Below are 25,989 nucleotides of genomic sequence, written 5' to 3' on the forward strand. Positions count from 1 at the left end.
CTTGTGTGAATATGTGCCCGCTGATTCACTGCCTCGGGGCCGAGTCACGTCCCGACGGCGCATCGGGGAACGCAAGATCGGGGATGTCGATGTTCATCTGGCTCTCACGAATATAGCGTCGCACGGCGTCGTCGTTCGTTTCCACCGAATTCTGCGACTGATCAGTGGATTCCGTTGAGGTGTGGGCCGATGACGGCATTGGCAGGTCGGGAATCGATACGCTGGTGAGCTTCGGCACCGACAGCGTGTCGAAGATTGACTTGGCCTCGTCCAAGGAGCTTGAGCTCTGCGGAATGCTCGAGGTCTCATGCACCATCGATGCCAACGACGACAACGTTTCGGAGGTCTGTGGCTGCTCGGCGACGAACGGTTTCATCTGTGTCGGTGCAACCGTCTCGGCATTGTCGGCTTTGTCATCCGATGCATTCGAATCGCTCGGGGTCTGGGTGGCGGGAGTGGATGGCGTCTGTGCGGCCACCGCCCTTTCATACGACGGAATGGTCCGCGGTGCCGGTGTGATCGGCTGTATGGACGAAAGGGAGGCATGCGAGGCACTATGCGTTCCCGGACCCAATGTGCTTGCGGATGGCGTGTCGTGATCCTCCACCACCGGGGCAATCGTCTCGGTTGGCGCGGAGTCCTCGGAGAACGGCAAGGCAGCTGCCGCGACCGGCGCGGCAGGCATCTGGCTGATGGTGGCCGGCGGAATCACCGGCGATGGGGCAGCGGTGCCTGCGTTGAAAATCGCCTCCTCCTGAGCATGGAGTTCGTCGAAACTGCCTTGCGTGGAATCCGCCTGCCCCATGGTTGCCTGAACCGGCGCATTGGAGCCGTCGGCTGCGATGCTTGGGGATGTCGCCGGATTCTCCGGCTCATCTCCCTGCGTCTGCGGCACATTGGCGAACAATGGCTTGACTCCGTTCACCGGTGCCGCCGATGCCGGGCGTTCCACCGTGCCGGATGCCGGGATGCTGCCGTTCTCATTGAGGCGCTGGTAGGATTCCAGCCGGCCGAGCAGATCCGCACAGGTTGCCAGATAATAGTCCACCTGTCGCTGGTCATAGCCGCGCGGCCCTTTCACCACGGTGAATGCCGCATTCTCTATGGCCTTTGCATTGAGATTCGGGTAGGGGTCGTTGCCCACCGCCGGATGTGTTCCGTCGGTTGTCACCTCGGACAGCTCATAGGCCGCCTTGTCCATGATGTCATCGATGAGTTGGTCGACCTGTTTGCGCTTGTATGAGAGCATCTTGTGCTGACCGGAGGCGAATCGGGCACCGTGGTCACGGTCTGCATGGCGCTGCAATTCGCGCAGCGACTCCTCCATCTGCGCTTTCCAGGCCACCCGCCCGAGCTCGCTGATCTCGGCAAGCGTCTGCTTGTCACACAACGCGCTTTTCAGACGGTCGAGCATGGCATCCACATTCGCCGGCACATACCCGCCCTTCACCATGGCGAACGAGGCATTCTGAATGCCGGCCAAGGTGAGCGAGGGATCGCCTTCGTCATAGAGTCGATGGGCCTGGGCCACGAAGGCATCCACCTGACGTGGATCATACCCCCTGGAATGCTTTCCAACGCGGGGAATGCTGGTGGATGTGCTGCTCGATTCCTGTTCCTGCGCCATCGACGTTCCTTCCATACTGTGTGCCGTGGGCTGTCTGGGCATGCCATGCAGCCCGACGAACTACAAACCTAGCTCAAGAATACGTTCGCTCACAGACCCATTACGCTCGCGGTTGCGTATGCCGCCATCGCGACCGCCTGTCTTTGACGATTCTAGTCGGTTGGCGTACATGCCGCATCCGAGTCGTCGCATCTGCCACGACTCTTCCACCCCTCCTGTATAGTGGTCTGTTGCGGGCGATTAGCTCAGTTGGTTAGAGCGCCACCTTTACACGGTGGATGTCAGGGGTTCGAGTCCCTTATCGCCCACGTTTCTTCTCCGTAAGCCATATCGCCTCCGGCGCTTCTCTAGATTCCTATACTCGGCAGTATGACCAGTATTTTCGAAAGCGTTTCCAACCAACTCTCCTCACTGCCGCATCTGATCCCCTCCTTTGTGCGCAAACCGAACGAGAACGATGAGCGGATTGACGACCTGGAGAATCAGATCGCGCGTCTCGACCGCGAATCCAAATGGTGCGATGTCGAACTCGACCGCCGAATCAAAGAGCTCACTGCCGAGGTCGACTCATTGAAGCGCACGCAGCATCATGACCGTTCGCTGCGCACGGCGGACCGTGTGCTCGCAATCGTGTTCATGTCGCTTGCCGCGCTGATTCTCGTGCCGATGTTCCTCACCCTGTTCCATGTGATCGACCCATCCGGCGAGACGATCCGCTGGGTGGTCTTCGCGCTCTTCGCCGTCGCAGGTGGCATGGGTGTGGCGATCACCATTGCACATGGCAAGCTGCCGCGCACACGCGACTCGCTCATTGTATTCGTCTGTGCGGCATTGCTGTTGCTGGTTGCCTGCCTGCTCTAGCGTCGTCCACCTTGTGACTGAATCCCGTCGTCGCATACGCAAAGGCCCGGCACATGCCGGGCCTTTGATGACTGTGCATGGATACTCCATGGAATTCGGATTCATTCCAAGGAGTCAGCCGTTCATCTGCCTTTGCCGAACGCACGCAGCAGAATACCGTTCCAATCATCGCTCACGGTGAGCGGAGTCGCCGCATTCATACCTGCGGTTTTCGCCGCGTTCTGCACCGTACTCGGTGATGGAGCCCCTTCACGGCCCGGTTTGGGGGTGAGCACCCACAGTGGGCCGTCGTCGCCCAGCACTGCGTAAGCATCTACGATTGTGTCCGACAGTTCATCTTCGTCGTCGCCATCGCGCCACCAAATAATCGCCCCGTCGACCGCGGAATCATATTCCTCGTCGACCAGATCCTCATTGGTGAGTTTTTCGATTTTTTCTCGGATCGAGTCATCCACGTCATCGTCCCAGAGCCATTCCTGGACCAGGTCCCCTTGGCGGAAGCCGAACTCCTCAGCGTTGTCTGATGCTGTTTGATTCACGCTCGTAAATATACCAAAGCCATGGAACAGGCCTGTTTACAAGCCATGCGCGAATGAATCGTGACTGTTCGGACACTTGCCGGGCATCCCTCTCCACTCAGCCGATCATTCTCCGGCCATATTATGGTCCGCGGCCCGTCTCACCGTGCAATGCGGCAGCGAATCCGCGTCGCCCTTGCCTATTTTGACGAGTGCGGTATAGGCCTCTTCAAGCGTCGACACCTTCACATCGCGCAAGCCGTTCGGCACATGCCCCACCACCTCATCACAATTCTCCTCGGGGGCAAGGAACCATGTCGCGCCATCCTGCAGGGCACCGATCATTTTCAGATCGATGCCGCCAATAGCCCCCACCTTGCCGGTCTTGTCGATGGTGCCGGTGCCGGCCACGGTGACGCCATTCGTCTCATTCTCCGGCGTGAGTTTGTCCACCAGACCGAGCGCGTACATCATGCCGGCGGAGGGACCTCCAATGTCTTCGATGTGCATTGAGACGTCGGCATCGGACACCTTGGCTCCCAGCCTCTTCGCATAGGCCAGACCGGCAGCTGTGGCCGCCTCCATTGACGAGTCCATATCCGCCTTGGCTTCCTGATCATACTCCTCGCTGCTCTGCCCCACCGGGAACACCGCCTCACTCGGCAGCACGTTCATATGAGGGTCAAGCCAACCGATCAGAGCCCAGATGTTCGAGATCGGGTAGCCGGGCACGCCGCTTGCATTCACCGTGGTGAGCAACAGTTCGCCCCTATCGGGGTAAGTGGTCGCATTGCTCACGGAGATCACCTCCTTGCCATCGGCCTTGCCGAGCACGTTCTCGGTGGGGCCGGGGCTCTCCACCACGTACGGGCTCGGCGCAAGCATGAGGCACAACGCGAGCAGGAAGGTGAACAGGCCTATGAAATAGCGTTTGGGCCGATTGTGCCAGCGCGCGCGAAGACGACGGAACACGCCATGACCACGGCCGGGCGTTCCGGGGACATCGGAATCGACTTGCGAGATTGACTCGGGTGGGTTCAACGAAGACATGCCTCCATAGTATGGGCAGGTCTTGGCCGCCATGCTCCACTACGATCCACAGCCATGATGCATTCGGAATATTTAGCCCGTATTGTGAGTAGAAATGCTAGATACGGACTTTATGGACATACAGGGGAGGATCTGCCATGAGTGAAGACGCGATCCGTCAATGGCTTATCGAATGCTTTGGACCGGTACAGGGCGAACAGGCATTCCAGCAGCTGTCGATGCTGCCCGATGCGCTGCGCGAGCAGCTGATGAGCCAGGATTCCTCATCTCTTCCGAGTCCGGAACAGATGAAGCAGATGATGCAGATGTTCATGGGTGGCAACACTCCGATGGGCTCCATGTTCGGTATGGGTGAACCGGGCAATGCGGCGGGAACCAATCCGGCCGGCTTCCATAGCGCCAATGCGGGCGCCCCCACTGACGCCGCCCAGAGCACAGCACAATCTCCGACGGCCGACGAGAACGCGGCCATCGACGTGAACATTGCGAAAACGATTGCCGGGCAATATGTCAACGGCGAAGACAGCGAGCAGGTGGTCACGGCAGGCGAAGGCGAGACGATGCGCCGCGCGATGAGCGAGGCGAATCTATGGCTCGACACCGCCACCGAATTCAACCCGGTGGACGGCGAGGCGAGTGTGCTCACCCGTTCCAGCTGGCTCAACGGCACCATCGAGCAGTGGGCCAAGTTCGCCTCTCCGGTCGCCTCGTCAATGGCCGACGCCATGAACGCCGTGATCAACGAGCGTCTTGGCGACCAGTTCGGAGGCGAGATCACCGGCATGTTCGCCGGGCCCATCCCGATTCCGATTCCGGAGAGCATGCGCGACCCAAAGAAGCTGATGAAGCAGTTGGCGAAGGCGACGTTCAGCATGCAGCTGGGCAATGCAGCCGGTGCGCTCTCCCATGAGGTGCGTGGTTCCTTCGACCAGGGTCTTGCCTTGCTGAAGAACAAGGCTGGTGGCCTCATCATGCAGAACGTGGAGGAATACGCGAAGTCGTTGGAGATCGGTGTCGATGAGGTGACCACGTTCCTGGCACTCCACGAGGAGGCCTATGCACGTCTCTTCGCCACCGTGCCGTGGCTCATGCCAAGGTTCGAGGCGCTGTTGGGCAAGTATGCCCGCGGCATCGCCATCGATCTGGATGCGATGGAGGACGAGTTGCGCGACGTCGAGGGGCTCGACCCCGATTCGCTGTCGAGTGCGCTCAATCTCACGAATGTGGGCATGGGTGAAGACACTCCCGAGCAGAAAGACGCGATGCGCTCGCTTGAGACGCTGCTCGCGCTCGTGGAGGGATGGGTCGACTGTGTGCTGTGGCGCGCCGGCATGGCGCATCTGCCCCACATCGAGCAGTTGCGCGAGATGATGCGCCGCGAGCGTGCCGTCGGCGGCCCTGCGGAACGGACGTTCGAGAATCTCATCGGCCTGCAGCTACGCCCCAAGCGCATGCGCGAGGCGGCCCAGCTGTGGGAGCGCATCACCGCCGAGCAGGGCATCGAGGCGCGTGACGCAATGTGGTCGCATCCCGACCTGCTGCCGGCACTCGAGCCGGAAGGCAATGCAGACGGTATGGATGCGGATTCCGAGGCAGATGCGACGGAAGCCAAACACGGCGACGACATCGATTGGGACGCCGAGCTGAGCAAACTGCTCGACGAATCCGAGAACGGCACCGGTGAGGGCGAATCCACAGAAGATGCCGATGACGGCGACTCTGGGGACCAGCACGGATCCGGAGATTCCGGTGACAGTGCCAGTGAAGACCCTGATAGCGGTACACTTGAGCAATAACCCAAAATCCAACCTCATACATGAACGGGGCCTTCCATTTGAAGTGGATGGCCCCGTTCGCATTGGTGTTGCCGAATTCACGCACTTACTGCAGGAATCGGCTCAGCCGTCGCACATAGGTGGTCTGCGAATCCGATCGTTTGGCGAACGACAGGTGGAGGGTGTCCTCCGCACGGGTCAGCGCCACGTACAGCACACGCCGTTCCTCCTCCACATCGCCGTCATCGCTTTGCGGCTTGTAGGGCAATAGCCCCTCCGACAGGCCTATCACGAACACATGCTTGTATTCGAGGCCCTTGGCCGCATGGATCGTCGAGATTGTCACGCGCCCCTTCTCCACGCCAAGCTGCTCCACCCCGGCATTCGATGTCTCCGCGGTCTCCTGCCGTGCCGTGCCGGCGAGCGCGGACGACTGCCAGTTCATGTTCCTGCGCAGCCGGTAGGGTATGTTCGCCTGTTTCAACGCCTGCGCGACAAGGGTCTGCTGGCCGCCCACGCGCGTGAGCACCGCGCAGTCGCTCGCGTTGCCTCCCTGCGCGAGAATGCGCGAGATCTGCCGTGCGACCGCCTGGGCCTCGGCTGCGTCGGTCTCGTAGATGCGGCTCATCACGCGCGAGCCGGTTCCGCGCCCAGATTCGAGCCTGATGTAGTCCTGTCGTTGCGCGGAGCCGCCAAGCACCCGGTTCGCGTAGCCGACAATGGGTGAAACGGATCGGTAGTCGCGGTTCAACGCGATATCAGCGGTGAGCGGAGCGAACTCCTTGCCGAAATGCTCGAGATAGTAGCTGGTGGCGCCCGCGAATGAATAGATGGTCTGCGCAGGATCGCCGACTACGCAGATGTTGCGGTTGCTTCCCAGCCAGCGCGTCATGAGCAGGTGTTGCAACGGCGAGACGTCTTGGTATTCGTCGACGGTGAGCCAACCGATCTGCCTGCGGATTCGCTTGGCGACGTCGGGGAAGGCGTCGAGCACGTGGCATGCCAACAGCAGGATGTCGTTGAAATCGATCTCGAACCGACTGTTCTTCTCCGCCTCGTACTGCTCGTAGACGGTGGCGAACTGGCCCGGTTCGAGACCGGCCGGCGGTGTGCGGTGCGTCGCAGCGCACACGCGCGCATAGTTCTTCGCGGTGATCAGCGAGACCTTGCACCAATCGATTTCGGCACCCACCTCGTACACGCTCTGTTTCGGCTGCTCCTTCGGCCTGATTCCGTTGAAGCGATACAGTGCCTGGGCCACAAGCGCGCTTTTGTCTTCGGTGACGTCGGGGAAAGGCCCTTCGCAGATGTCGGGCCACACCTCGCGCATCTGACGCAATGCGGCCGAATGGAACGTGGATGCGCGCACTCCACGCGGCACCTGCAATGCGTCCAGACGCTCGCGCATCTCATTGGCCGCCTTCACCGAGAACGTCACTGCGAGCACCCGGGTGGGATCCCATACCCCGCTCGCGCATGCGTACGCGATACGCCGCGTGATTGTTCGCGTCTTGCCGGCGCCGGCGACCGCGATGATGCGCACCGGGCCGTCCACTGCCAGCGCGGCCGAGCGTTGGGCGTCATCGAGCGTGGCGAGTATGCGCTCAGGTGAGGTCGTGCCCATTTCGACTTCGCTGTGTGCGATGGTCGGGGCCCCGTTGTCTGTGCCCGCATTCGGCTGTGCTGTTTCGCTCATGCCGCCATTGTGCCACGGGAGCGGCGAAAGTTGTAGCAGGTGCGTGGAGGAACGACGATGCCCACGGTTCACGGCCCGTTCACAACGAACGTAAAGCGTTGCAATCATTGGATTTTGTACCGTGTGCATGCCATGATTGCACTGTGAGTGAGCGAAGCAATCTGAAGTTGGCGGCATTGGCTTCTGCCACGATGCCGAACGTGTCCGTGGCGGGGGTTCGCGATAGCGAGCAGGATAACGACACCGACCGTGCGGTCGGCATTGAGCAGGCCGTGGTGCAGGATATGCGCGGGCGTCTGTTCAATGTGTACGCGGCATACGACCCGCGTGGCAAGAAGCGGCTCCATGCCCGTGGGCGCGCCGCTGCCGTGGTCGACCGTTCTCGTGAATTCGCCGGGCTCGGCTTCGGTACCGAGCATGTACTCGCATTCCATGCAGGCAAGGAGGGCCCGGAGGACGCATCTGTGCTCATCACGACGCATCCGGACGGCGTCGCGCGCTCCCTTGAGTTGCTGACCATAGACGACTGCTCGAGTTTCGGCACCGCGCTTGGTGCGATTCATCGCCTGCGCCAGAATTTCATCACAGACGCACACTACCCGGTGTTCACCACCGGCCAGATTCATGCGCAGCTCACCGCGTGGATCAAACGGTTGCGCCAGGCAGGCCATGTTCCCCAGGAAATCACGAGCCGCTGGGGTGGCATCATGGAGACCGAGGGACTGTGGTCGTTCTCCACACGCCCGGTGCACGGCGGTTTCTCCGACGGCGATCTGATCTATTCAGGCTCCTCGATTACCGCGATCACGAACTGGCAGGATATGCAGATCAACGATCCGGCCCGCGATCTGGCATGGGTGTTCGCCAAACTCGACGAGACGCACCGCAACGCCGTGATCACCGCGTATGGCCGGGTGTTGGGCAATCGACTCGACGACCTGATCATGCTGCGTGCGAATCTGTGGGTGCAGATGGAGCAGGTGGGCGATTTCATCAAGGCTCTCAATGCCGGCGACAACGACCGCATCATGGAGTTCAAGGCACAGGTGGACAGGCTCGCCCACAAACTCGGCGTCTCCGCCCGCGCCGCGCATACCGCCCGCCCGGCCTCCGATGCCGCCGCGACCTCAGGCAACGCACCGAGCACCGTCACCGTGAACACGCTGTTGCGTGAGGATTCCCGCACGGCCGCTCCGGCGAGTTCTGCCGGCTTCCCGGATGACTCCACGAACGAGACCGATGTCACCGGTTCGCGCTCCTATTCGCAGGTCATGGATGACCGCACGAACTCGCATCCGGTGGCTGCCGTGGACGATTCGACGAACGATTCGCCTGTGCTTTCCAGCGAAACCGTGATCATAGGCATCAACGACAGCTCCTCGCGCGGCACGCAGATCGTACGCGAAGAGGACTTCCACTATGCCGATGACGATACAATCGGCGACCGCACCGATTCCACCGCCTCCGCCGTGGCCGCAAGCCGCTCCGATGCCGAGACGACGGTGATTCCGTTGCTCGAGCGTGAGGAACGCGCGATGCGCGACGCACGCGCCGGTCTGGAGGGCACGCAGGGGCCGGATTCGGGGGCGGGTACGCAGGCCGTCTCGACCGACGGGTCGTCCGACGACCTCGACCGTACGAACGGCTGAGGGCAACCCATTCGCGTTCGGCCGCTGGGAATCTGAAATAACTGGCGAGCAATGCGATTGTATATAACGTAGCTGTTTGCAGCGGAAGGCAACCGCAGCATATCGAAAGGACTCGAAATGGACATTGAAATCGGCATTCAGAACGTCGCCCGCACCGTCACCTTCACCACCGACGAGGCCGCGGAGACCGTCACCGCCACCATCGACCGTGCATTGGAGGAACACAAGCCGATCGTGCTCACCGACAACAAGGATCGCCGCATCATCGTGCCGGCGGACTCACTCGGATACGTGATCGTCGGCTCCGAACAGCGTCACGCCGTCGGTTTCGGCAACCTCGGCTGATTCGCGGGCTTCGGCATGAACAATGTGTGGGCCGGACGGTTCCTCCCGAACCGTCCGGCCCACACATTTCAAGCCAAGAGGAGGCGGTGCTCAACGACACAGCGGAATCGCACCGCGCCGTACGATCTCTGCCACGGTGGCGTCATCGGTGAGATTCTCGCCAAGCGCGTTCGGCTTGCCCGCCCCATGCCAGTCCGAGCCTCCGGTGACGAGCAGGTGATACCGCTGTGCCAATGCAAGCAGGCGCGCACGCTGGTCCTCGGGATTACCGCGATGCCATACCTCAAGACCGTCAAGCCCCTCATCGGCGAGGCGCGCAATCTGTTCGTTGGAAAGCAGCACGCGATTGCGGCTCGGATCAGCCGCATGTGCGATCACCGAGACACCGCCGGCACCCTCCACCGCACGCACCACCTCGCTTGTGGATGGCGACGGCGTGGGTATGTAGTATTTGCTGTGCGTGCTCACCGCATCGGCGAACGCCTCGTTGCGGTTCGCGTACACGCCGGCGGCCACGAGCGCGTCGGCGATGTGCGGGCGTCCGATTGTCGTGCGCGAGCCCTCCTTGGTCTGTTCGAGCACGCTCTGCCAGGAAATCGGATAATCCTTGGCAAGCAGTGCGACCATCTTCTTCGTGCGCTCCACACGCGAGCGCCGTGTCTTCTCGAACAGGTCGCATATATGCCTGTTGCGTGGATCGTACAGGTACGCGAGCATGTGCACGGAGACATTGCCATCCTGCGCGGTGATTTCCGTACCGCGCATCAGCGGCAGATGGAGGTCGTGTGACGCCTGCCCGGCCTCCTCCCATCCGGCGGTCGTATCGTGGTCGGCGATTGCCACACCATGCAAGCCGAGTGACTTCGCCTCCTGAACCATTTCACGCGGCGTGCGCGTGCCATCCGAGAACACGGTATGGCAATGCAGATCCCAGCCCTCCTGCGGCGGTCTCGTTGGCATGACATATTCACTCATGGTTCCATCGTAAACGAATGTAACCGCCACATGTGCAGATTTTGAGATTCTGCCCGGTATTTTCTCCCAGAATGCGCACTTGTGCCCCGCCGTTCAGGTTGCATACGGTATCGTGAACGCCAGAACGTATTCGCCCGGCGGCATGAACGAACGCCCGCGCAGACCGGAGGATCATATGGAACGCCACCCGGAACAGCCATCACCACCACAGTCATCGACGACTTTCACCGACCTTAAACCGCATGGTTGGCGCAACGGGGCCACATGGACCTATCTGGTCATGCTGCTCGCCTCGGGCGTGGCTTTGCTGGTCTCCTTCGTGCTGTCGGCGGAGACGCTGCAGATGGCCAGGCACCCGGGTCAGTCGCTTGGATGTGACGTGAACGCCGTGCTCTCCTGTTCCACCGTGGCACAGGCTTGGCAATCGGAGATCGTCAAATTCGGCGAGCTGAGCTTCCCGAACGCGTTCTTCGGCATCGCCGCGGAGTCGGTGTTCGTCACCATCGCCGTGATCGGCATGGCCCGCATGACCATGCCGAAATGGTTCGCAACCTGCACCTGGCTCGGCTCGTTGGCCGCACTGGCATACTCGTACTGGCTCACCTCGCAGTCGTTGTTCGTCATCAACGCACTGTGCCCATGGTGCCTGGTGCTCATGTTCGCCACGACCATCCAGTTCATGGCGGTCTCGCACGCCACCGTGACCGTGCAGCATCTGCCGCCGCATGCGTCCTCACTGCGCACCTACTACCGCCTCAACATCGATCTCATGGTCGATGCGGTGTGGATCGTGGCGCTCATCACGCTGATCCTCGTCAAAGACGGCGCGATGCTGTTCCGCTGAGATGGTGGGTGTCGTGCGCCGGCCTACTGCAGGAGCCTGAACTCGGCGGTGAGCGCGGCGGCGCCGGTGAGCATCACCGAGTCATCGGTCACATCGACGCGCACGATGCCGCCGGGAATGCGAATGCGCCAGTGGTCAATCTGCGTCTTCGCACGCAACACGATTGCCGTTGCACACAAGCCGGTACCGCATGCCATCGTCTCGCCGCAGCCGCGTTCGTATACGCGCATTGAGGCGTCGCCCAGGTCACGCTCGGTGTCGAGGTTGTCGATGCGCGCGAACTCCACATTCTGCCCGTTCGGCAGTTCCGGACTCACCTGGGGGGCACGGGTCAGATCGAGTTCGCCCAATACCGGCAGCGTCGAATAGGCGTCCTCCACCACGGTCACCACATGCGGGTTGCCCATGTCGACGAACGTTCCCTTGCCCGAACCGGTGTCACCCGGAATCGTGACGGTGTATTCGTCCTCCGCCCCCATCGACCACGAGCCCATGTCCACGCGCCATAATTGCCGCCCCAATTCGGGGTTGTCCGGCATGCGCGTGATGCGCTTGACTCCGGCGCGCGTGCCGAGCTTGAACGCGTCGCCCTCCTCGAGCTCCAGCATTCCCTGCTGCACGAGGAACTGCGCGGTGGCACGCGTGCCGTTGCCGCACATCTCGGCAAGCGTGCCGTCGGCGTTGCGGTAGTCCATGAACCACTCCACGCCCTCCTTGCGCATCTTCTGGGCGTCGTGTCCGTCCAGATCGGCCACATGCCCCGGGCGGGTGATGCGGATCAGGCCGTCGGCGCCGATGCCGAAATGACGGTCGCACAATTGGATGATGTCCTGCTTCTGTGGCGCGTGTTCCCCACTGCGGTCGGCATACATCACGAAATCGTTGCCGGTGCCCTGCGCCTTGATCATATGTTCTGGCAAACTCATACCGCCCACTCTACCGCAACCGAAGCTGAGATGTGCATATACGTGTAGCGAAGCGGGGAATACGCGCAGGTCTGTAGACTGGAGACTTGCAATATCACCCGCATGCAGGAAAGAGACTCCCATGACCTCCAGCGCACCGGTAGGCGTGTTCGATTCCGGACTCGGCGGCATCTCCGTGGTCAGGCAGATTCGAACGGATCTGCCTCATGAGCGAATCCTCTATTTCGGCGACTCGGCGAACGCCCCATACGGCACGAAGACTCCCGAGCAGGTGCGCGACCTCTCGTTCCGCATTGTCGAGGATTTCGTCGAACAGGGTGCCAAGGCGGTCGTCATCGCCTGCAACACAGCCACGTCGAGCGCCGTGCAGGAACTGCGGGAGCACTATGACATTCCGATCATCGGCATGGAACCGGCGCTCAAGGTGGCCTGCGACCGCGGGCATGGCGAACGCCAGAGCGTCATCGTCGCCGCCACCCCGCTCACATTGCGCGAGCGGAAGTTCGCGGCGCTCATGCATCGTTTCGAGGATGCACACACCATTCATAAGCAGCCGTGCCCGCGTCTCGTCGAAATCGTGGAGCGTGGAGAGCTCGACGACCACGACCTCGTCATGCGCACGCTGCACGACTATTTCGACCAGTACGACCTCGCCCACACCGACTCGGTGGTGCTCGGTTGCACGCATTTCGTGTTCTACCGGGACTATTTCCGCGAGTTGCTGCCGAACAACGTCGCGATCGTCGATGGCAACGAGGGCACTGCACGCCATCTGGAGGTCGTGCTCGAATCCCTCGGCAAACTCGCCCCCGAGGAACAGGACGGCGGCGTTATCTTGCGCAATTCCGACCCGGGCGAGCGTATAGCCGAACTCGCGCAGCAACTGCTGGAGAGGTAGTCTGCAGCCATTCCCGTAAGACCCAAGCAGATCAGATGAGGAGACCCGTATGACCCACACCGCACACACCACCGGAATCATTGACGTCGGCGGCGGTTTCCGCGCCATCTTCGGGGCCGGCGTCGAAGACCGCTGCCTCGAGGAGGACGTCGGTTTCGACCACTGCTACGGCATCTCGGCGGGGTCTGCGAATCTGGCATCATATCTGGCGCGGCAGCAGGGCCGCGCGCACACGTTCTACACGCAGTACGCGTTCCGCAAGGAATATGCGAGCATGGAGAACTACATCACGAAACGCAACTTCTGCGATCTCGACTACGTGTATGGCACGCTGAGTAACAGCGACGGCGAGAACCCGTTGGATTACGCCGCGTTCAGCGACAATCCGGCGACCTTCACCGTCGTGGCGGCAAACGGCGAGGACGGCTCGTCGCGCTACTTCGACAAATCGGACATGCGTCAGGACGACTACACGATACTCAAGGCGAGTTCCGCGGTACCGGTGGCATGCCAGCCGGTGGTGATCGACGACGTCCCGTACTTCGACGGTGGCATCGCGGACCCGATTCCGGTGCAGCGGGCCATTGACGACGGTTGCGACCGCATCGTCGTCGTGCTCACACGCCCGGTGGACGTGGCCCGCGAACAGCAGAGGGACGTCGCGCCGGCACGCATTCTCAAACGGCATCATCCCGCCGCAGCCGAACGTCTGCTCAACCGCTACCGCACGTACAACGACGAGGTCGCGCTCGCCAGGCGGTACGAGCAGGAGGGCAAGGTGCTCATCCTCTCCCCGGAAAGCCTCTACGGGCTCTCGACCATGTCGAAGACCTTCGAAGGCCTTGAGCGCATGTACCGCGCAGGCTACGCCCAGGCAGCGCGGATTCGCGAGTTTCTCGACTCCTGATATCGTCCGGACCACACATGCGCAAATGCCGGGGCCGTGGAAGTTTCCACGGCCCCGGCATTTGCGCGTATGAGATCAGTTCTGTGGACTGGATTCCTGCGTGGTGAGCATCGCCTGCGTCATCTGGTCGAACAGCTCCGAATAGCCGCCTGGCGTGGCCGCCGGCATCACCAGCGTCTTCGCGTTCTTCGATTCCGAGAGCGAGCGCAGCACATCGAGATACTGGTTGAACAGCACCACGTTGTTCACCGCGCCAATGTCCATGCCGACTTCCTGCAGGCTCTTGATCTGGTCCACAATGCCATCGGCGATCTCGCGGCGGTAATTCGCCTGGCCCTCGCCCTGCAGGCGCACCTTCTCTGCTTCAGCGGCCGCCTGGGTCTCGATCTGGATGCGCATGGCCTCGGCATGCTGGCGAGTCGCCTCCTTTTCGCGCTGGGCCGCGTTGATCGAGTCCATGGCCGATTTCACCGCGGGGCTCGGGTCGATGGCCGTGATCAGCGTCTTCACCACGGTGAAGCCGAAGCGCGCCATTTCGGAACCCACCGTCTGCTGCACGTCGGCCGCCACGGAATCCTTCCTGGCGAAGGCGTCGTCGAGCGTGAGCATCGGAATGGCCGAACGCAGTGCGTCTTCCATATAGGAACGCAGCTGACCTTGCGGATCACGGAGCTCATAGTAGGCCTTCGCCACGTTGTCCGGATTCACGCGGTACTGCGTGCTCGCCACGATCGTGACGAACACGTTGTCGAGCGTCTTCGTCTCCAGTTTCACATTGAGCTGCGAGACGCGCATATTCGTCTTCATCGCGATGCGGTCGACGAACGGAATCAGCAGATGGATGCCTGCGAATCTCACGGAGCGGAATTTGCCGAATCGTTCGATAATGTACGCCTGCTGTTGCGGCACCACATAGATCGCCATGCACAGCAGCACGATCACCACCAATGCAATGACGCCGATTCCGATAAGCGATGGGCTCATGTTCTCCCTCTTTCTGTGTCCCGTACCCGGTATTCATTCGGGCACCTCCTCTCACCGTATCGAACCGCGGATTCCCCTCCCATTGCGTTTTCGGGAGATGGAATTTTTACGACATGTTTGGTCCACGAGCTGAGATGAACGGTCCGCATACAAAACGGGCGCCTCCTGTACGGAAGGCGCCCGCCCTGTTCACCCGCGATCACACGATGTGATCGCGAGTCGAATACCGACTCATTTCTCGATCACGCCGGATTCCACCACGATGTCGTCCGGATTGACCTCATCGCCGTACACCGGCTTGAGCGTCTTCTCGAAGTCCTTGTGGAAGAAGTTCTCCTTGCCGAGCTTCACGATCTCGTCGTTGATGTAGTCGAGCAGCTCCTTGTTGCCCTTCTGCACCGCGGCGGCGATCACGTCGACGTCGCCGATCTCGGTCACGTCGACACGGTAGCCCTTATTGGCCTTGGCCCATGCGAGCACCTCGGTGTTGTCGGTGCTCATCGCGTCGCCGCGGCCGTCGAGCAGCGCGTTGTAGGCGTCGGCGTACTGGTCGTACTTCTGCAGCTTGATTTCGGGGTGATTCTTCTCGAAGTAGGTTTCGGCGGTCGTGCCCTTGGCCACGATCAGCGTCTTGCCGTTGAGGTCCTTCACGTCCTTGATCGGCGCCGCATCCGGTGCCACAATGCCGAGCGCGACCTTCATGTACGGCTTCGAGAAGTCGACCTTCTCGGCGCGTTCCGGGGTCTCGGTGAAGTTCGCGAGCGTGACGTCCACCTTGTTCGACGCGAGCACGTCCACACGCGCCGCCGGATCGACCGACGTGTACACGGGCTTCACTCCGAGGCCGTCGGCGAGCGCCTGGGCGAACTCGATGTCGTAGCCGGCGTACTTGCCATCTTTGTCCACATAGCCGAACGGTGCCTTGTCGGAGAACACCGCCACACGCAGCTCGCCCGACTTCTTGATCTCGTCGAGCGTGCGCGCCTTGGCGTTCGTGCTGTTCTGCGTATTGCCGGAGGCGGATCCCGCCTCGCTCGGCGTCGAAGCGGACGGACCGCAGGCCGCCACAGCGGTGATCATCATCACTGCGGCTCCCGCCGCCGCGACTGCCTTACCCAACTGTTTGAAAAGTGAGCTCATATTTCCCTTTCGTGCCCGGTTTTTCCTTGTCTCTTTCCTTATGGAAATCTAATTGTGTGCAGACTGGCCGTCTCCCGTGCCATCCTCGTCGAACGCTTCAAGGCGCTCATGGGCCTGTGCGCTGCGATGGCGTTCGAAGTCGAAGGAATGCAGGAATTCCTTGGCGCGCTCGGTCTGCGGATCGGTGAAGAACTGCTCGGCATTCGTGGAGCGGTCTGCGATCTGCCCGTCGGCGAGCAGAATCACCCGGTCGGCGATGGCACGCGCGAACTGCATCTCATGCGTGACGATGAGCATCGTCTGCCCGGCATCGGCCAGTTCGACGACCACCTCGAGCACTTCATGCACCATCTCGGGGTCGAGTGCGGCGGTGATCTCGTCGAGCAGCAGAATCTCGGGGTGCAGAATCAACGCGCGGCAGATCGCCACACGCTGGCGCTGGCCACCGGAAAGCTCATGCGGCTTGGCCTGCGCGCGGTCGGCGAGATGCACGCGATCGAGCAGTTCCATCGCCTCCCGCTCTACTTCAGCCTTCTTTCGCTTCTGCACGAGCATCGGCGCCATGGTGATGTTGCCGAGCACGTCCTTGTTCGGGAACAGCTCGTAGCTTTGGAACACCATGCCGAACTTCGTGCGCAGCGACTCGGGCCGCTTCGCACGGCCGGATTTCTCGTTCCCGGGCTTGCCCGTTTCGATCACCTGGCCGTCCAGTGCGATTGTGCCGCCCTGAATCGGCTCCAGACCGGCGATGGCACGCAGCAGCGTGGATTTGCCGGAGCCCGACGGTCCCACAATCACCAGCACCTTGCCCTTCGGCACCGAGAACGAGATGCCGTCGAACACGTTCCGATCGGCGTCCGCGTAGTGCTTGAGCAGGTCGGTCACCTGCAGTGCCGGCACGTCGGCCGGTGCCGTGGCAACGGAATCTGTACGCTCAGTCATTTGCCCACCTCTTTTCGAGTGCGTGCGCCACCAACGACAACGGCCAGCACACTATGAAGTACATCAGGAAGATCACGCCGTACACCCACAGTGTTCCGGTCGGGTACTGGAATCGGTTCGCGTCAATGATCTGCTGGCCCACCTTGATCACCTCGACCACGCCGAGCAGCACGGCAAGCGACGTCGTCTTCACAATGCGGGTCGAAAGATTCACCGCACCAGGCAGGAGGCGACGAACCGCCTGCGGCAGAATCACATGGACGAATGCCTGCCAGTTACTCAATCCCAGCATGTAGGAGGTCTCGTATTGAATCTGCGGAATCGATTGCAGCGCCCCACGTACGAGATCGCCGAGCTCGGCACCGCCCCACAGCACGAACACGAACACGCATGATGCCGTGGCATCCATATTCCAGTTCGACATTCTCGCAATGCCGTAGAACGCGATGAACAGCAACGCCAACTGAGGCATGATGCGAATGAAGTCGAGATACACACGCATGACGAAGCGGATGACCGGGTTGCGCAGCGTCATCAGCCAGCCGCACAACAATCCCAACGGAATGCTCAACCCGACGGAGACCGCGGCAATCCAGATCGTCACCCACAGGCCCTGCAGCAGGCGGGGGAACACGCCCGGTTCGAGCAGGATGTTAGCGCCTTGCATAGTCGAACCTCCTCTCAAGCCAAGTGCCGAGAATGGAGATCGGCAGCAGAATGATCAGATAGGTCACGATGAGCATGAACAGCGCCTCGTAAGTGTTGTAATACATGCCCATGAGGTCCTTCGCCATGTACATGACGTCGGCGAGTGCGATGGCCGAGACCACCGACGATTCCTTGATGAGGAAGATCACATTCGCCACAATGCCCGGTGTGGATATGCTCACCGCCTGCGGCACGATCACCCGCGTGAGCGTCTGCCAGGTGTTGAAGCCGAGCATGTACGCATTCTCGCGCTGGATCTGCGGCACGGATTGCAGTCCGGCGCGCATCGATTCCGCCATGTAGGAGCCACCGAGGAACCCCAGTCCCACGATCGCGCAGAGCTCCGCGGACCAGACGAAGCCCATCTTCGGCAAACCGAAGTAGAGGAAGTACAGCTGCACCAGCAATGGCGTGTTGCGGCTGACCTCGATGTAGACGGTGGTGATCTGCCTGAGCACCGGGATTCGCGCGGTCTCTATGGCCGCGCAGATGATGCCGGTGAGTATCGCGAGCGCAATGCCAAACACGGAGATGAACAGGGTCATCCACGCGCCGTTCACGAAGAACGGGGCATATTTGGCCACGAATGCCCAATCGAACATGTATGGGCCTCCCTTTGCTGCTGTCTGTGCTGTATTCGTTGGCTGTGGCTGCGCCGTGCGCCACGCCAAGCGTGTATGAGTCACGTTACGCGTGCGCCACGCCACTCACATACTGAGATTGCATGATGAGATTGACGAATGCCATACGGCATTCGAATTGGAATGCGACAATCAACAACAACAGGTGCCGATGCGCTTGACCGCCTCGGCCAGGCGCTCATCGGGCTGCAGCAGGCTCAGGCGCACATACTGTGCGCCCACGTTGCCGAAGCAGGTGCCGGGTAGCACCGCCACGCCCGCCTTGTCGAGCAGGTCGTCGGCGACCTCCTCGCCGCTCCTGCCGGCAGGGGCATGCATCCACACATACAGTCCGCCCTGCGAATCGAACAGATCGTACCCGAGTTCGCGCAGGCCATCGGCCACGATGGCGCGGCGACCCGCATAATGCGCGGCCTGCCTTCCGACGCAGGTCTGGTCGCTGTTCAACGCGGCCACACCGGCATCCTGCACGAACGAAGTAATCATAGAACCCATTTGATAGTGGAAATTCTTCGCCACGTCAAGAATGCGTTCGCTACCGGCGATGAATCCGGCATGCCATCCCGCCATCGCATACATCTTCGAGAGCGAGCAGATCTCCACCGTGCACTCCCGCTCCGGCGACCCGGCCGGCGTATGGGCCACGACCTCGAGCAGACTGTGCTGCTGCTCCTCCACCCCCAAGCCGGCGTAGGCGAAATCGTGCACGACCACGAAGTCATGTTCCACGGCGAGTTTCACGGCCTGTTCGAAGAACGCCAACGGCGCCTGCGCGCCGGTGGGATTGTTCGGGTAATTGAGCACGAGCAGCCTCACGCCATCCCACACCGAAGCAGGCACCGCATCGAGGTCCGGCAGCCAACCCAACTCGGCCTTCGCGGGAAGCAGCACCTCATGCGCGCCCCGCATATTGGCCATGCAATGGTAGGAGGGGTAGTACGGGTCGGCGAACGCCACCGCGTCGCCCTCGTCGAGCAGTATGCTGAACAGGTCGGCCAGGCCATCCACGGCACCTTCCACCGCGAACAGCCCGCGGTTCGCATCAAGCTCGACGCCATGCACATTGCGATACCAGTTCGCGGCCGCCTCGAGGAACGCCGGCTTGCCGTCGAACGGCGTGTAGCGTGCATTGAGCGGATCGTCCACGGCGGCACGGGTCACCTCGCGAATGAACTCCTCGGGGAAACCGTCGGGATTGCCTTTCGACAGATCGATCACATCGACGCCCCGACCCCGTGCGGCGAGCACCTTCCGGTCCATGCGCTCGAACACGTTCGGCGGAATCTGCGATGCCACCTTGGCGAAATGAATGGCCATGCCTTCTCTCCTCGTTCTCGTTCCTTGTTCCGCGCGTTTTCCCTTGCGTCCAGAGCCATCAGGCACATCTGCCCATACCGCGCATGGCATGGACGGAAGGTGACGGACAGTGCGAGCGTAACCCAGCAGTGTTGCGTGCGGATTGTGAATGCGTTGCACAGCAAGCGACTTCTCCATAAGCACATTAAGCGCGCACTCGACTTTCGCGGATGCGCGCCATGGACGTACGGACTCAGTGGGTGACCCTGACGGCGATGCGGTCGCCCACCCACTGGATCACCTGTACGAGCACGATGAGCAGCAGCACAATGGCGACGAGCACGCCGGTCTCATAACGGTTGTAGCCGTATTGAATGGCCAGATCGCCAATGCCGCCGGCACCGATGGTGCCCACCATGGCCGAATAGCCGAGCAGCGAGATGATCGTGAGCACAATGCCGCGAATATAGCTGGGCAACGCCTGCGGGAAAATCGCGCCGAAGATGATCTGCCGCAACGGGGCGCCGGTGGAGATCGCCGCCTCGAGCAATCCTTCATCCACCTCCTGGAATGCGCTTTCTGCCACGCGAGCGAAGAACGGCACAGCGGCAATCGACAATGCGATCGCGCCACCGGTGGGCGTGTACGGATCACCGATGAGCAGTTGGATGAGCGGAATCAACACGACGAGCAGAATGAGGAACGGCATCGAGCGGATCGCGTTCACCACGAACCCGACCATCTCATTGACCGCATGGTTCGGCGTGAACAGTCTGTGCTGCGTGAGGTAGAGCAACACGGCGAGGGCGGTGCCGAGCACCACGCCGACCAATGTGGCCACACCCACCATGAAGAACGTGTCCCACAGCGCTTTGCCGAGATTGTCTTGCAGAATCTCCAACGTCTCGCTCATGCGAGCACCTCCTCGTTGTCTGTCCGAACATCGTTTACGTCGCCGTATGTGCCGATCAACCGATCGGCCGCCGCTTCGCCAGCGAATGCCTCATCCACCGAATGCCCCAGATCGTCGTTCAGGTCTTCGCTCAGCTCACGCCATGAATGGACGTGCTCGGCGAGCTCGTCGATGGCATCCTGCACGATCTGCGCCCCCTGCTGGCCGCCCTGTCGCGCACTGACCAGCACGATGAGCGTGCCCACGGCCTGCGTGCCGAAGTAGCCTACATTGCCGTGCAGCACGTTGATCGACACGTCGTGGTGTTGAGCGACCTCGCTGATGAGCGGCCGGAACGCACCACCGTCCCTGTAACGCAGCTCGATCAGTCGCCCAGGCGGCAGTTGCGGCACCAGCTGCTCAGGAATCGCAATGCCCAGATAACGCTCCACCAGCGCCTGCGTGGTCGGGTGATGCGGTGACGAGAACACGTCGAAGGTGGTGCCCTGCTCCACAATCACACCTTGTTCCATTACCGCCACGTCATCGAAGATGGCCTTCGCCACATCGAACTGGTGGGTGATGAACACGATCGTGATGCCCAGTTCGGTGTTAATGCGCTTGAGCAGTGTGAGAATCTCCTCAGTGGTCTCCAGATCCAGTGCGCTCGTGGCCTCGTCGCACAACAGTATGCGCGGCGAGTTGGCAAGGGCGCGCGCTATGGAGACACGCTGTTTCTGGCCACCCGACAGACTGGATGGATAGCTGTCCGCCTTTTCGGCCAATCCCACGATGTCCAGCAGCTCCTCCACACGGGCGCGACGCCCCTTCTTCGGCCAGCCGCCCGCTTTGAGCGCGAATTCGACGTTCCTGCCCACCGTCACATTGTCGATGAGATTGAATCCCTGGAATATGAACCCGATCTTCTTACGAAGCTCACGCAGTGCTCCGCCCTTGAGATCGGTCACGTCATGTCCGTCTATGATCACCTGGCCCTCGGTAGGCCGCTCGAGCAGGTTGATCGTGCGCACCAGCGTCGACTTGCCCGCGCCGGAGAAGCCCACGATGCCGAAGATCTCGCCTTCGCGCACATGCATGGTGACGTCCTTGACGGCTTCGACCGTGCGGCCGCCCTCACGGAAGGTGACGGAGATGTGGTTCAGTTCGATGATCGTGCTGGAATCCGTGTTCTGTACACCCATGTTCCCTCGCTGTTCATGCCTGCGGTGCATTGTCTCGGTCACTTAAGCCGCTCACTCGGCCCACGATGCCGGCTTGCCGAAGTCCTTGAACTTGCTGGCGGCGATGGCCTGCCTGAATTCGTCACTACCGAGCAAATCGCGCACCGTCTTGGCGAAATGCGTGTCTTTGTTCTGGCCGGCAATGGCGAACACCTCGATCACCCCGTCGTCCTGCTGCTCCAGGGCAAGCGCGTTCTTCGGGTCGAGACCGGCGGCCCAGGAGTAGTTGCCGGGGACGAGCGAGACGTCCACGGTGTCGAGCGAACGAGCCAGCTGGGCAGCGTCGATCGGCTTGATGTTCAGGTGCTTCGGATTGCTGGTGATGTCGTTCACCGAGGCCTTCGTGGCATCCACACCGTCTTTGATCGTCACGAGCTTGTTCTGCTGGAGCACGCCGAGGCTGCGGGCGAGATTCGAACCGTCGTTCGCAATGGCCACGGTGGCACCGTCCGCAATCTCATCGATCGAGTGGTACTTGTTCGAATAGATGCCTAGACCAAGCGTCGGCGTCTGGCCCAGCGAAATGAGATCCAGATCGTTGTCGGCGCTGAACTTCTTCAGGTAGTTGCCGTGCTGCATCAGGTTCGCATCGATCTTGCCGGAGGCCAATGCCTTGTCGGGCTGCACGTAGTCATTGAACACCTTCGTGCTCACCTCGTACCCCTTCTCCTTGAGCAGCGGCGCGAACACCTCCTCGACCATGTCGCCATACGGTCCCGCGCATACGCCGATCGTCACCTTCGTCGTCTTGCCATCCACAGGTTCGGCAATGCCTTCGGCGCTGGCGTTCTGCGCGGTGCCGCAGGCGGCAGTGCCAAGCAGTGTCGCCGCGGCAAGCACAGCGGCGAAGGCGCGCGTGAGTGTCCTACGCTTCGATTTCAGGGTGGTGAATGCGGTTGCGATGGTCATGGGTCTTCTCTTTCTCTCGTGACTGCGGATTCCGGGCAGCGTCGGCAATGCAGCGTCAGGCAATCCGTGAATATGAAATCTGTGAGTATTGAATATGGCGGTGGGGAGGCCGTGTCAGTCTGCGAGTTCCACGGACTGTGAGGCAGCCTTGGCGGCGATGTCGGGATGATGGATGGCGAACGCGTGCTCGGCGAGATGCACCTCCTGCGTCACGAACTCATGCAGCGGGCAGGCATAGCCGTGTTCGCGCCCCAGGCGTGCGATGTAGCCGTTGATGTAGTCCACTTCGGTCGGCCGGCATCTCGTCAGATCCTGGTACATCGACGGATAATGCAACGGATGCGCAATCGAAGCCGTGTGCATTATCGTCTCCACCTCGCTTTCCCGCGTGCCGAGCAATTGCACGCCGGCGGCCTCGGCGGCCCCATATGCCTCGTCGACCAGTCGTTCGGTGAGAATCGGAGCCGCGGGGTGCGAGGCGAACTCGCCGAAGCGAATCTGATACATTGTGCACAACGTGTTGAGCACCGAGTTGAACACGATCTTCGCCAGGCACATGCCGAGGAAATGCCGCACGATGGTCGGATTCAGCGTGGCCGCCTGGAAATCGGCGAACAGCTGCCGCTCGATTGGATCCTCCTCCACATCATGCTCGTCGTACGCGCACAGGTTCATCGCCTTCGCATGTGCGCCTCCGGTGAAGTTGAAATCACCGGGACCGTACACATACGCGCCGATCAGCGCCGTTCCGCCATAAATGCGATGCTTCGGGAAGTACTCGGCGAGCTTTTCGAAATGCCCGTAGCCGTTCATCGCCGAGAACACCACCTGATGCTCGCGGAAATGCGGCGCGGTGCGCTCAAGAAATTCGGGAAGCTGATGCTGTTTGACGAACACGATCCATACGTCCGGGTCTCCGGCATACTCCTCCGGGTAGTACACGTTGATCGGCACCAGGTGGCGTCCCTCACCGTCCTGCGACACATAGGCACCACCCTGTTCGCGAATCTTCTCGACGTTCTCGGTCCAGGTGTCCACGAAATCCACCTGCTGATGTGCGAATTCCTGCAACAGCACGCCATACTGAATGCCCATGCCGCCTGCTCCGAGAATCGCGTATTTCACTGAGATCCCTTCCTTTCGTTGCTCTCTGCCCGTTCGGCAATGCATCCCGTTCTCAAGGAGCTTTACTCGAACCGACAGTTGACACTGTACGAAGCGGCGGCGGGCGATTCACCGGCGTGGCTATAGCCAAAACTGATATGCGGCTCAATACTGGTGAAATCACAGGCATCTGCCTAGGTATAAGCAAATTCGAATACGTGTTATATCCATACCGCCCGGTTGGGAGGTCCATGGCAACCTCACGGCATCGCTGCCGCACCATTCATGCCTCGGACGCCGCCATTTCAGCTCGCGGGCGCGAAAACACCGCTTCGCCCGCAATTGGGTATGCCCTGAGAGAGTATGTTCCTTATGCTTGTTCGACATGCGACGCTTGACGACCTCGACGCGCTGGCAGCAGTGGAGGCCGCGTGCTTCCCTCCGCAGGAGGCGGCCGACATCGACCAACTGGCCAACAGAGTGGAGAGCTATCCAAACCACTTCTGGCTTCTGGTGAATCCCGCCGAGCCGGACAACGACTGCTTCCCAGCCCAGGTCGACGACGGCATGCTCGTCAGCTTCATCGACGGGCCATGCGTGGGCTCACCCGACCTCACCGACGATATGTACGCCTCCACGGCCCTGCATGCGGACGATGCCCCTTGGCAGATGATACTCGGCGTCAACACCGCACCCATGTACCAGCATCGTGGCTGTGCCTCGTTCCTTATGCGCCACGTGATTCTCGACAGCGCGCTTTCGCACAGGCACGGCATCGTGCTCGCCTGCAAGGAGAAAATGTTGCCATTCTACAGCTCGTTCGGGTTCATTGACGAGGGCCGCAGCCAATCCGTGCACGGCAATGCGGTGTGGCACCAGATGCGTCTGCCATTCACCACCTCTGCAGACGCCCGCGACGACGCTCCCGGTGCAGACATTCGCCAGGCGACAATCACCATGGCCATGCATGAGACAACCGCATACATGGATCACGAGCGCACAATCACATCACAGTTCCCGCAGCTGGTTTAAGCGCCATCTTTATAATCTATACACATATTTTTTACTGCACGCGCACAGTGACCCCACGTTTATAGTGGAATCGTGAATGATTGCGTATGAATTGCGACGATAATACTTTGCCGCGTATGTTCATGGTGTGTTCCGATAGACTGGTAAACAAGAAAAACGAATATTTTATTGCGTACTACAATGGAAGTAGTAATTTATTCGGCAAGAAGAAGGGTGCAGGGAACTGCAGGCAGACGGTAGAAACGAGGTGGCCATGAAGCCAGCATCGCGAATCCCCATGAATTACATCTCACTCGATCTGGAGACGACCGGCTTCAGCGCACAGAATGACCGTATCACCGAGATTGGCGCCGTCAAAGTGCGCGACGGCAAGATAGTGGATCGGTTCACGCAGCTCGTCAATCCCGGCAGGCGCGTCTCCGCACGCATAACGGAGCTCACGGGCATTTCCAACGAGATGCTCGAAGACCAGCCCGTCATAGAAGACATACTCGGGGATTTCATACACTGGACCGAGAATGACCGTTTGGTGGGACATAACACCAAATTCGATCTCTCATTCCTCATTGCCAATGCGGAACGTGTGTTCAGCGACTCCACACGCTTTTCCGTGCGTCCCATTGACACCATGCATATAGACCGACTGCTGTTCCCCTCTGAACGGCATCGTCTTGTCGATCTGATCCAGCGTTACGGCATTGGCGATGTTGAGGAGCACCGCGCGCTTTCTGACGCCACGCAGACGTACCAATGCTTGGAATGGCAGCGGCGTTATATTGACACCCGCTCGGCAGACATCTCCATGCGTACGTGCGTGTGATCTTTTGCACAAGATTTCATATGCAATTCGCCCATCGCTCATGCGGTGGGCTTTTGCTTTGCTGAATAGGCATGCTATTGCCGATATGCTGGCAAGGTATGAAATGACCCCAGGAGAGGCATGTAGGTGGGGAGAAAATAGTCGGGAGTTGTTGTTCTTCCGGTTTGGAGGGGTGTTCATGGGATGAAGATCGCGCGGTGTGATATGCT

The 25,989-nt window shown here is 60.7% G+C and carries 25 protein-coding genes and 1 tRNA gene; 10 read left to right on the top strand and 16 right to left on the bottom strand.

From position 1 onward, the window contains the following. Positions 1 to 25: 25 nt before the first annotated feature. On the bottom strand, positions 26 to 1,627 hold the full coding sequence (locus OGI63_RS10850; protein WP_004218576.1) for a DivIVA domain-containing protein: 1,602 nt from the start codon (positions 1,625 to 1,627) through the stop codon (positions 26 to 28). 234 nt (positions 1,628 to 1,861) lie between these two features. Here OGI63_RS10850 and OGI63_RS10855 point away from each other — a divergent pair. Together OGI63_RS10855 and OGI63_RS10860 are read left to right on the top strand one after the other, a co-directional pair. Next, positions 1,862 to 1,935: transfer RNA gene (locus OGI63_RS10855), tRNA-Val, on the top strand. Between the two features lie 61 nt (positions 1,936 to 1,996). Next, a complete protein-coding gene (locus tag OGI63_RS10860; protein ID WP_004218572.1) occupies positions 1,997 to 2,488 on the top strand; it encodes a hypothetical protein in 492 nt (163 codons plus the stop codon). Positions 2,489 to 2,610: 122 nt separating this feature from the next. Here the strand turns inward: OGI63_RS10860 and OGI63_RS10865 are convergent, their stop codons facing one another. Further along, complete coding sequence (locus OGI63_RS10865; protein WP_004218571.1) at positions 2,611 to 3,027, bottom strand: DUF3052 domain-containing protein; 417 nt, start codon at positions 3,025 to 3,027, stop codon at positions 2,611 to 2,613. Positions 3,028 to 3,132: 105 nt separating this feature from the next. After that, positions 3,133 to 4,089: a PDZ domain-containing protein gene (locus OGI63_RS10870; protein ID WP_004218570.1), complete on the bottom strand. Its 957-nt coding sequence runs from the start codon at positions 4,087 to 4,089 to the stop codon at positions 3,133 to 3,135. Between the two features lie 104 nt (positions 4,090 to 4,193). Here OGI63_RS10870 and OGI63_RS10875 point away from each other — a divergent pair, with 104 nt between their 5' ends. Beyond that, a complete protein-coding gene (locus tag OGI63_RS10875) occupies positions 4,194 to 5,852 on the top strand; it encodes a zinc-dependent metalloprotease (RefSeq protein WP_004218568.1) in 1,659 nt (552 codons plus the stop codon). 85 nt (positions 5,853 to 5,937) lie between these two features. Here OGI63_RS10875 and OGI63_RS10880 read toward each other — a convergent pair whose 3' ends face one another. After that, positions 5,938 to 7,527 (bottom strand): ATP-dependent helicase, encoded by a 1,590-nt coding sequence (locus OGI63_RS10880; RefSeq protein WP_004218566.1) that lies wholly within the window; start codon positions 7,525 to 7,527, stop codon positions 5,938 to 5,940. 191 nt (positions 7,528 to 7,718) lie between these two features. On the opposite strand from OGI63_RS10880, the gene OGI63_RS10885 reads away from it, so the two are divergent. After that, positions 7,719 to 9,176, top strand: a complete 1,458-nt coding sequence (locus tag OGI63_RS10885) for a phosphotransferase (protein WP_014482275.1) — start codon at positions 7,719 to 7,721, stop codon at positions 9,174 to 9,176. A 117-nt stretch (positions 9,177 to 9,293) separates the two neighbouring features. Next, the gene (locus tag OGI63_RS10890; RefSeq protein WP_004218563.1) at positions 9,294 to 9,521 is read left to right on the top strand and encodes a DUF3107 domain-containing protein; all 228 of its coding nucleotides are present in this window, start codon (positions 9,294 to 9,296) and stop codon (positions 9,519 to 9,521) included. Positions 9,522 to 9,611: 90 nt separating this feature from the next. On the opposite strand, the gene OGI63_RS10895 is transcribed toward OGI63_RS10890, so the two are convergent. Further along, entirely contained in the window at positions 9,612 to 10,496 is an 885-nt protein-coding gene (locus OGI63_RS10895) for a PHP domain-containing protein (RefSeq protein ID WP_004218561.1), read from the bottom strand. A 175-nt stretch (positions 10,497 to 10,671) separates the two neighbouring features. On the opposite strand from OGI63_RS10895, the gene OGI63_RS10900 reads away from it, so the two are divergent. Continuing rightward, a complete protein-coding gene (locus OGI63_RS10900) occupies positions 10,672 to 11,340 on the top strand; it encodes a vitamin K epoxide reductase family protein (RefSeq protein WP_004218559.1) in 669 nt (222 codons plus the stop codon). Between the two features lie 23 nt (positions 11,341 to 11,363). On the opposite strand, the gene dapF is transcribed toward OGI63_RS10900, so the two are convergent. Further along, complete coding sequence (gene dapF, locus OGI63_RS10905) at positions 11,364 to 12,266, bottom strand: diaminopimelate epimerase (RefSeq protein WP_012619846.1); 903 nt, start codon at positions 12,264 to 12,266, stop codon at positions 11,364 to 11,366. A gap of 121 nt (positions 12,267 to 12,387) precedes the next feature. On the opposite strand from dapF, the gene murI reads away from it, so the two are divergent. Both murI and OGI63_RS10915 read left to right on the top strand, forming a co-directional pair. Beyond that, positions 12,388 to 13,164, top strand: a complete 777-nt coding sequence (gene murI / locus OGI63_RS10910; protein WP_004218555.1) for a glutamate racemase — start codon at positions 12,388 to 12,390, stop codon at positions 13,162 to 13,164. Between the two features lie 49 nt (positions 13,165 to 13,213). After that, a complete protein-coding gene (locus OGI63_RS10915; protein ID WP_004218554.1) occupies positions 13,214 to 14,071 on the top strand; it encodes a patatin family protein in 858 nt (285 codons plus the stop codon). Between the two features lie 75 nt (positions 14,072 to 14,146). Here the strand turns inward: OGI63_RS10915 and OGI63_RS10920 are convergent, their stop codons facing one another. From OGI63_RS10920 to OGI63_RS10965, 10 genes are all read right to left on the bottom strand, one after another. Next, positions 14,147 to 15,055, bottom strand: coding sequence for an SPFH domain-containing protein (locus OGI63_RS10920; RefSeq protein WP_004218552.1), 909 nt, complete (start codon positions 15,053 to 15,055; stop codon positions 14,147 to 14,149). 231 nt (positions 15,056 to 15,286) lie between these two features. Then, positions 15,287 to 16,195 carry a cysteine ABC transporter substrate-binding protein gene (locus OGI63_RS10925; protein ID WP_004218550.1) on the bottom strand — a complete coding sequence of 303 codons (909 nt, stop codon included), beginning with the start codon at positions 16,193 to 16,195 and terminating at the stop codon, positions 15,287 to 15,289. 48 nt (positions 16,196 to 16,243) lie between these two features. Beyond that, positions 16,244 to 17,137, bottom strand: a complete 894-nt coding sequence (locus OGI63_RS10930) for an amino acid ABC transporter ATP-binding protein (protein WP_004218548.1) — start codon at positions 17,135 to 17,137, stop codon at positions 16,244 to 16,246. Further along, positions 17,130 to 17,804, bottom strand: coding sequence for an amino acid ABC transporter permease (locus tag OGI63_RS10935; RefSeq protein ID WP_004218547.1), 675 nt, complete (start codon positions 17,802 to 17,804; stop codon positions 17,130 to 17,132). Before OGI63_RS10935 ends, OGI63_RS10930 begins: the two co-directional genes overlap by 8 nt. Then, positions 17,791 to 18,447, bottom strand: a complete 657-nt coding sequence (locus OGI63_RS10940) for an amino acid ABC transporter permease (RefSeq protein ID WP_004218546.1) — start codon at positions 18,445 to 18,447, stop codon at positions 17,791 to 17,793. Before OGI63_RS10940 ends, OGI63_RS10935 begins: the two co-directional genes overlap by 14 nt. A 171-nt stretch (positions 18,448 to 18,618) precedes the next feature. Beyond that, entirely contained in the window at positions 18,619 to 19,803 is a 1,185-nt protein-coding gene (locus OGI63_RS10945) for a pyridoxal phosphate-dependent aminotransferase (protein WP_264309047.1), read from the bottom strand. A 232-nt stretch (positions 19,804 to 20,035) separates the two neighbouring features. Next, positions 20,036 to 20,695 carry a methionine ABC transporter permease gene (locus tag OGI63_RS10950; RefSeq protein ID WP_004218543.1) on the bottom strand — a complete coding sequence of 220 codons (660 nt, stop codon included), beginning with the start codon at positions 20,693 to 20,695 and terminating at the stop codon, positions 20,036 to 20,038. Beyond that, a complete protein-coding gene (locus tag OGI63_RS10955; RefSeq protein WP_004218542.1) occupies positions 20,692 to 21,876 on the bottom strand; it encodes a methionine ABC transporter ATP-binding protein in 1,185 nt (394 codons plus the stop codon). Before OGI63_RS10955 ends, OGI63_RS10950 begins: the two co-directional genes overlap by 4 nt. A 51-nt stretch (positions 21,877 to 21,927) precedes the next feature. Then, a complete protein-coding gene (locus OGI63_RS10960) occupies positions 21,928 to 22,824 on the bottom strand; it encodes a MetQ/NlpA family ABC transporter substrate-binding protein (RefSeq protein ID WP_004218541.1) in 897 nt (298 codons plus the stop codon). 114 nt (positions 22,825 to 22,938) lie between these two features. Continuing rightward, positions 22,939 to 23,949, bottom strand: a complete 1,011-nt coding sequence (locus OGI63_RS10965; RefSeq protein ID WP_004218540.1) for a ketopantoate reductase family protein — start codon at positions 23,947 to 23,949, stop codon at positions 22,939 to 22,941. Between the two features lie 351 nt (positions 23,950 to 24,300). Between OGI63_RS10965 and OGI63_RS10970 the strand changes: the two genes are divergently transcribed. Together OGI63_RS10970 and OGI63_RS10975 are read left to right on the top strand one after the other, a co-directional pair. Next, on the top strand, positions 24,301 to 24,960 hold the full coding sequence (locus tag OGI63_RS10970) for a GNAT family N-acetyltransferase (RefSeq protein WP_004218538.1): 660 nt from the start codon (positions 24,301 to 24,303) through the stop codon (positions 24,958 to 24,960). Between the two features lie 253 nt (positions 24,961 to 25,213). Next, positions 25,214 to 25,780: a PolC-type DNA polymerase III gene (locus OGI63_RS10975; RefSeq protein WP_004218536.1), complete on the top strand. Its 567-nt coding sequence runs from the start codon at positions 25,214 to 25,216 to the stop codon at positions 25,778 to 25,780. Positions 25,781 to 25,989: the final 209 nt, after the last annotated feature.

Source organism: Bifidobacterium sp. KRGSERBCFTRI, assembly GCF_025908335.1.

Excerpts from the sequence above, each read along its gene's own strand:
- OGI63_RS10850 (WP_004218576.1), bottom strand. The coding sequence starts at position 1,627 with ATGGCGCAGGAACAGGAATCGAGCAGCACATCCACCAGCATTCCCCGC.
- OGI63_RS10860 (WP_004218572.1), top strand. The coding sequence starts at position 1,997 with ATGACCAGTATTTTCGAAAGCGTTTCCAACCAACTCTCCTCACTGCCG.
- OGI63_RS10870 (WP_004218570.1), bottom strand. The coding sequence starts at position 4,089 with ATGGCGGCCAAGACCTGCCCATACTATGGAGGCATGTCTTCGTTGAAC.
- OGI63_RS10875 (WP_004218568.1), top strand. The coding sequence starts at position 4,194 with ATGAGTGAAGACGCGATCCGTCAATGGCTTATCGAATGCTTTGGACCG.
- OGI63_RS10880 (WP_004218566.1), bottom strand. The coding sequence starts at position 7,527 with ATGAGCGAAACAGCACAGCCGAATGCGGGCACAGACAACGGGGCCCCG.
- OGI63_RS10885 (WP_014482275.1), top strand. The coding sequence starts at position 7,719 with ATGCCGAACGTGTCCGTGGCGGGGGTTCGCGATAGCGAGCAGGATAAC.
- OGI63_RS10890 (WP_004218563.1), top strand. The coding sequence starts at position 9,294 with ATGGACATTGAAATCGGCATTCAGAACGTCGCCCGCACCGTCACCTTC.
- OGI63_RS10895 (WP_004218561.1), bottom strand. The coding sequence starts at position 10,496 with ATGAGTGAATATGTCATGCCAACGAGACCGCCGCAGGAGGGCTGGGAT.
- OGI63_RS10900 (WP_004218559.1), top strand. The coding sequence starts at position 10,672 with ATGGAACGCCACCCGGAACAGCCATCACCACCACAGTCATCGACGACT.
- dapF (WP_012619846.1), bottom strand. The coding sequence starts at position 12,266 with ATGAGTTTGCCAGAACATATGATCAAGGCGCAGGGCACCGGCAACGAT.
- murI (WP_004218555.1), top strand. The coding sequence starts at position 12,388 with ATGACCTCCAGCGCACCGGTAGGCGTGTTCGATTCCGGACTCGGCGGC.
- OGI63_RS10915 (WP_004218554.1), top strand. The coding sequence starts at position 13,214 with ATGACCCACACCGCACACACCACCGGAATCATTGACGTCGGCGGCGGT.
- OGI63_RS10920 (WP_004218552.1), bottom strand. The coding sequence starts at position 15,055 with ATGAGCCCATCGCTTATCGGAATCGGCGTCATTGCATTGGTGGTGATC.
- OGI63_RS10925 (WP_004218550.1), bottom strand. The coding sequence starts at position 16,195 with ATGAGCTCACTTTTCAAACAGTTGGGTAAGGCAGTCGCGGCGGCGGGA.
- OGI63_RS10930 (WP_004218548.1), bottom strand. The coding sequence starts at position 17,137 with ATGACTGAGCGTACAGATTCCGTTGCCACGGCACCGGCCGACGTGCCG.
- OGI63_RS10935 (WP_004218547.1), bottom strand. The coding sequence starts at position 17,804 with ATGCAAGGCGCTAACATCCTGCTCGAACCGGGCGTGTTCCCCCGCCTG.
- OGI63_RS10940 (WP_004218546.1), bottom strand. The coding sequence starts at position 18,447 with ATGTTCGATTGGGCATTCGTGGCCAAATATGCCCCGTTCTTCGTGAAC.
- OGI63_RS10945 (WP_264309047.1), bottom strand. The coding sequence starts at position 19,803 with ATGGCCATTCATTTCGCCAAGGTGGCATCGCAGATTCCGCCGAACGTG.
- OGI63_RS10950 (WP_004218543.1), bottom strand. The coding sequence starts at position 20,695 with ATGAGCGAGACGTTGGAGATTCTGCAAGACAATCTCGGCAAAGCGCTG.
- OGI63_RS10955 (WP_004218542.1), bottom strand. The coding sequence starts at position 21,876 with ATGGGTGTACAGAACACGGATTCCAGCACGATCATCGAACTGAACCAC.
- OGI63_RS10960 (WP_004218541.1), bottom strand. The coding sequence starts at position 22,824 with ATGACCATCGCAACCGCATTCACCACCCTGAAATCGAAGCGTAGGACA.
- OGI63_RS10970 (WP_004218538.1), top strand. The coding sequence starts at position 24,301 with ATGCTTGTTCGACATGCGACGCTTGACGACCTCGACGCGCTGGCAGCA.
- OGI63_RS10975 (WP_004218536.1), top strand. The coding sequence starts at position 25,214 with ATGAAGCCAGCATCGCGAATCCCCATGAATTACATCTCACTCGATCTG.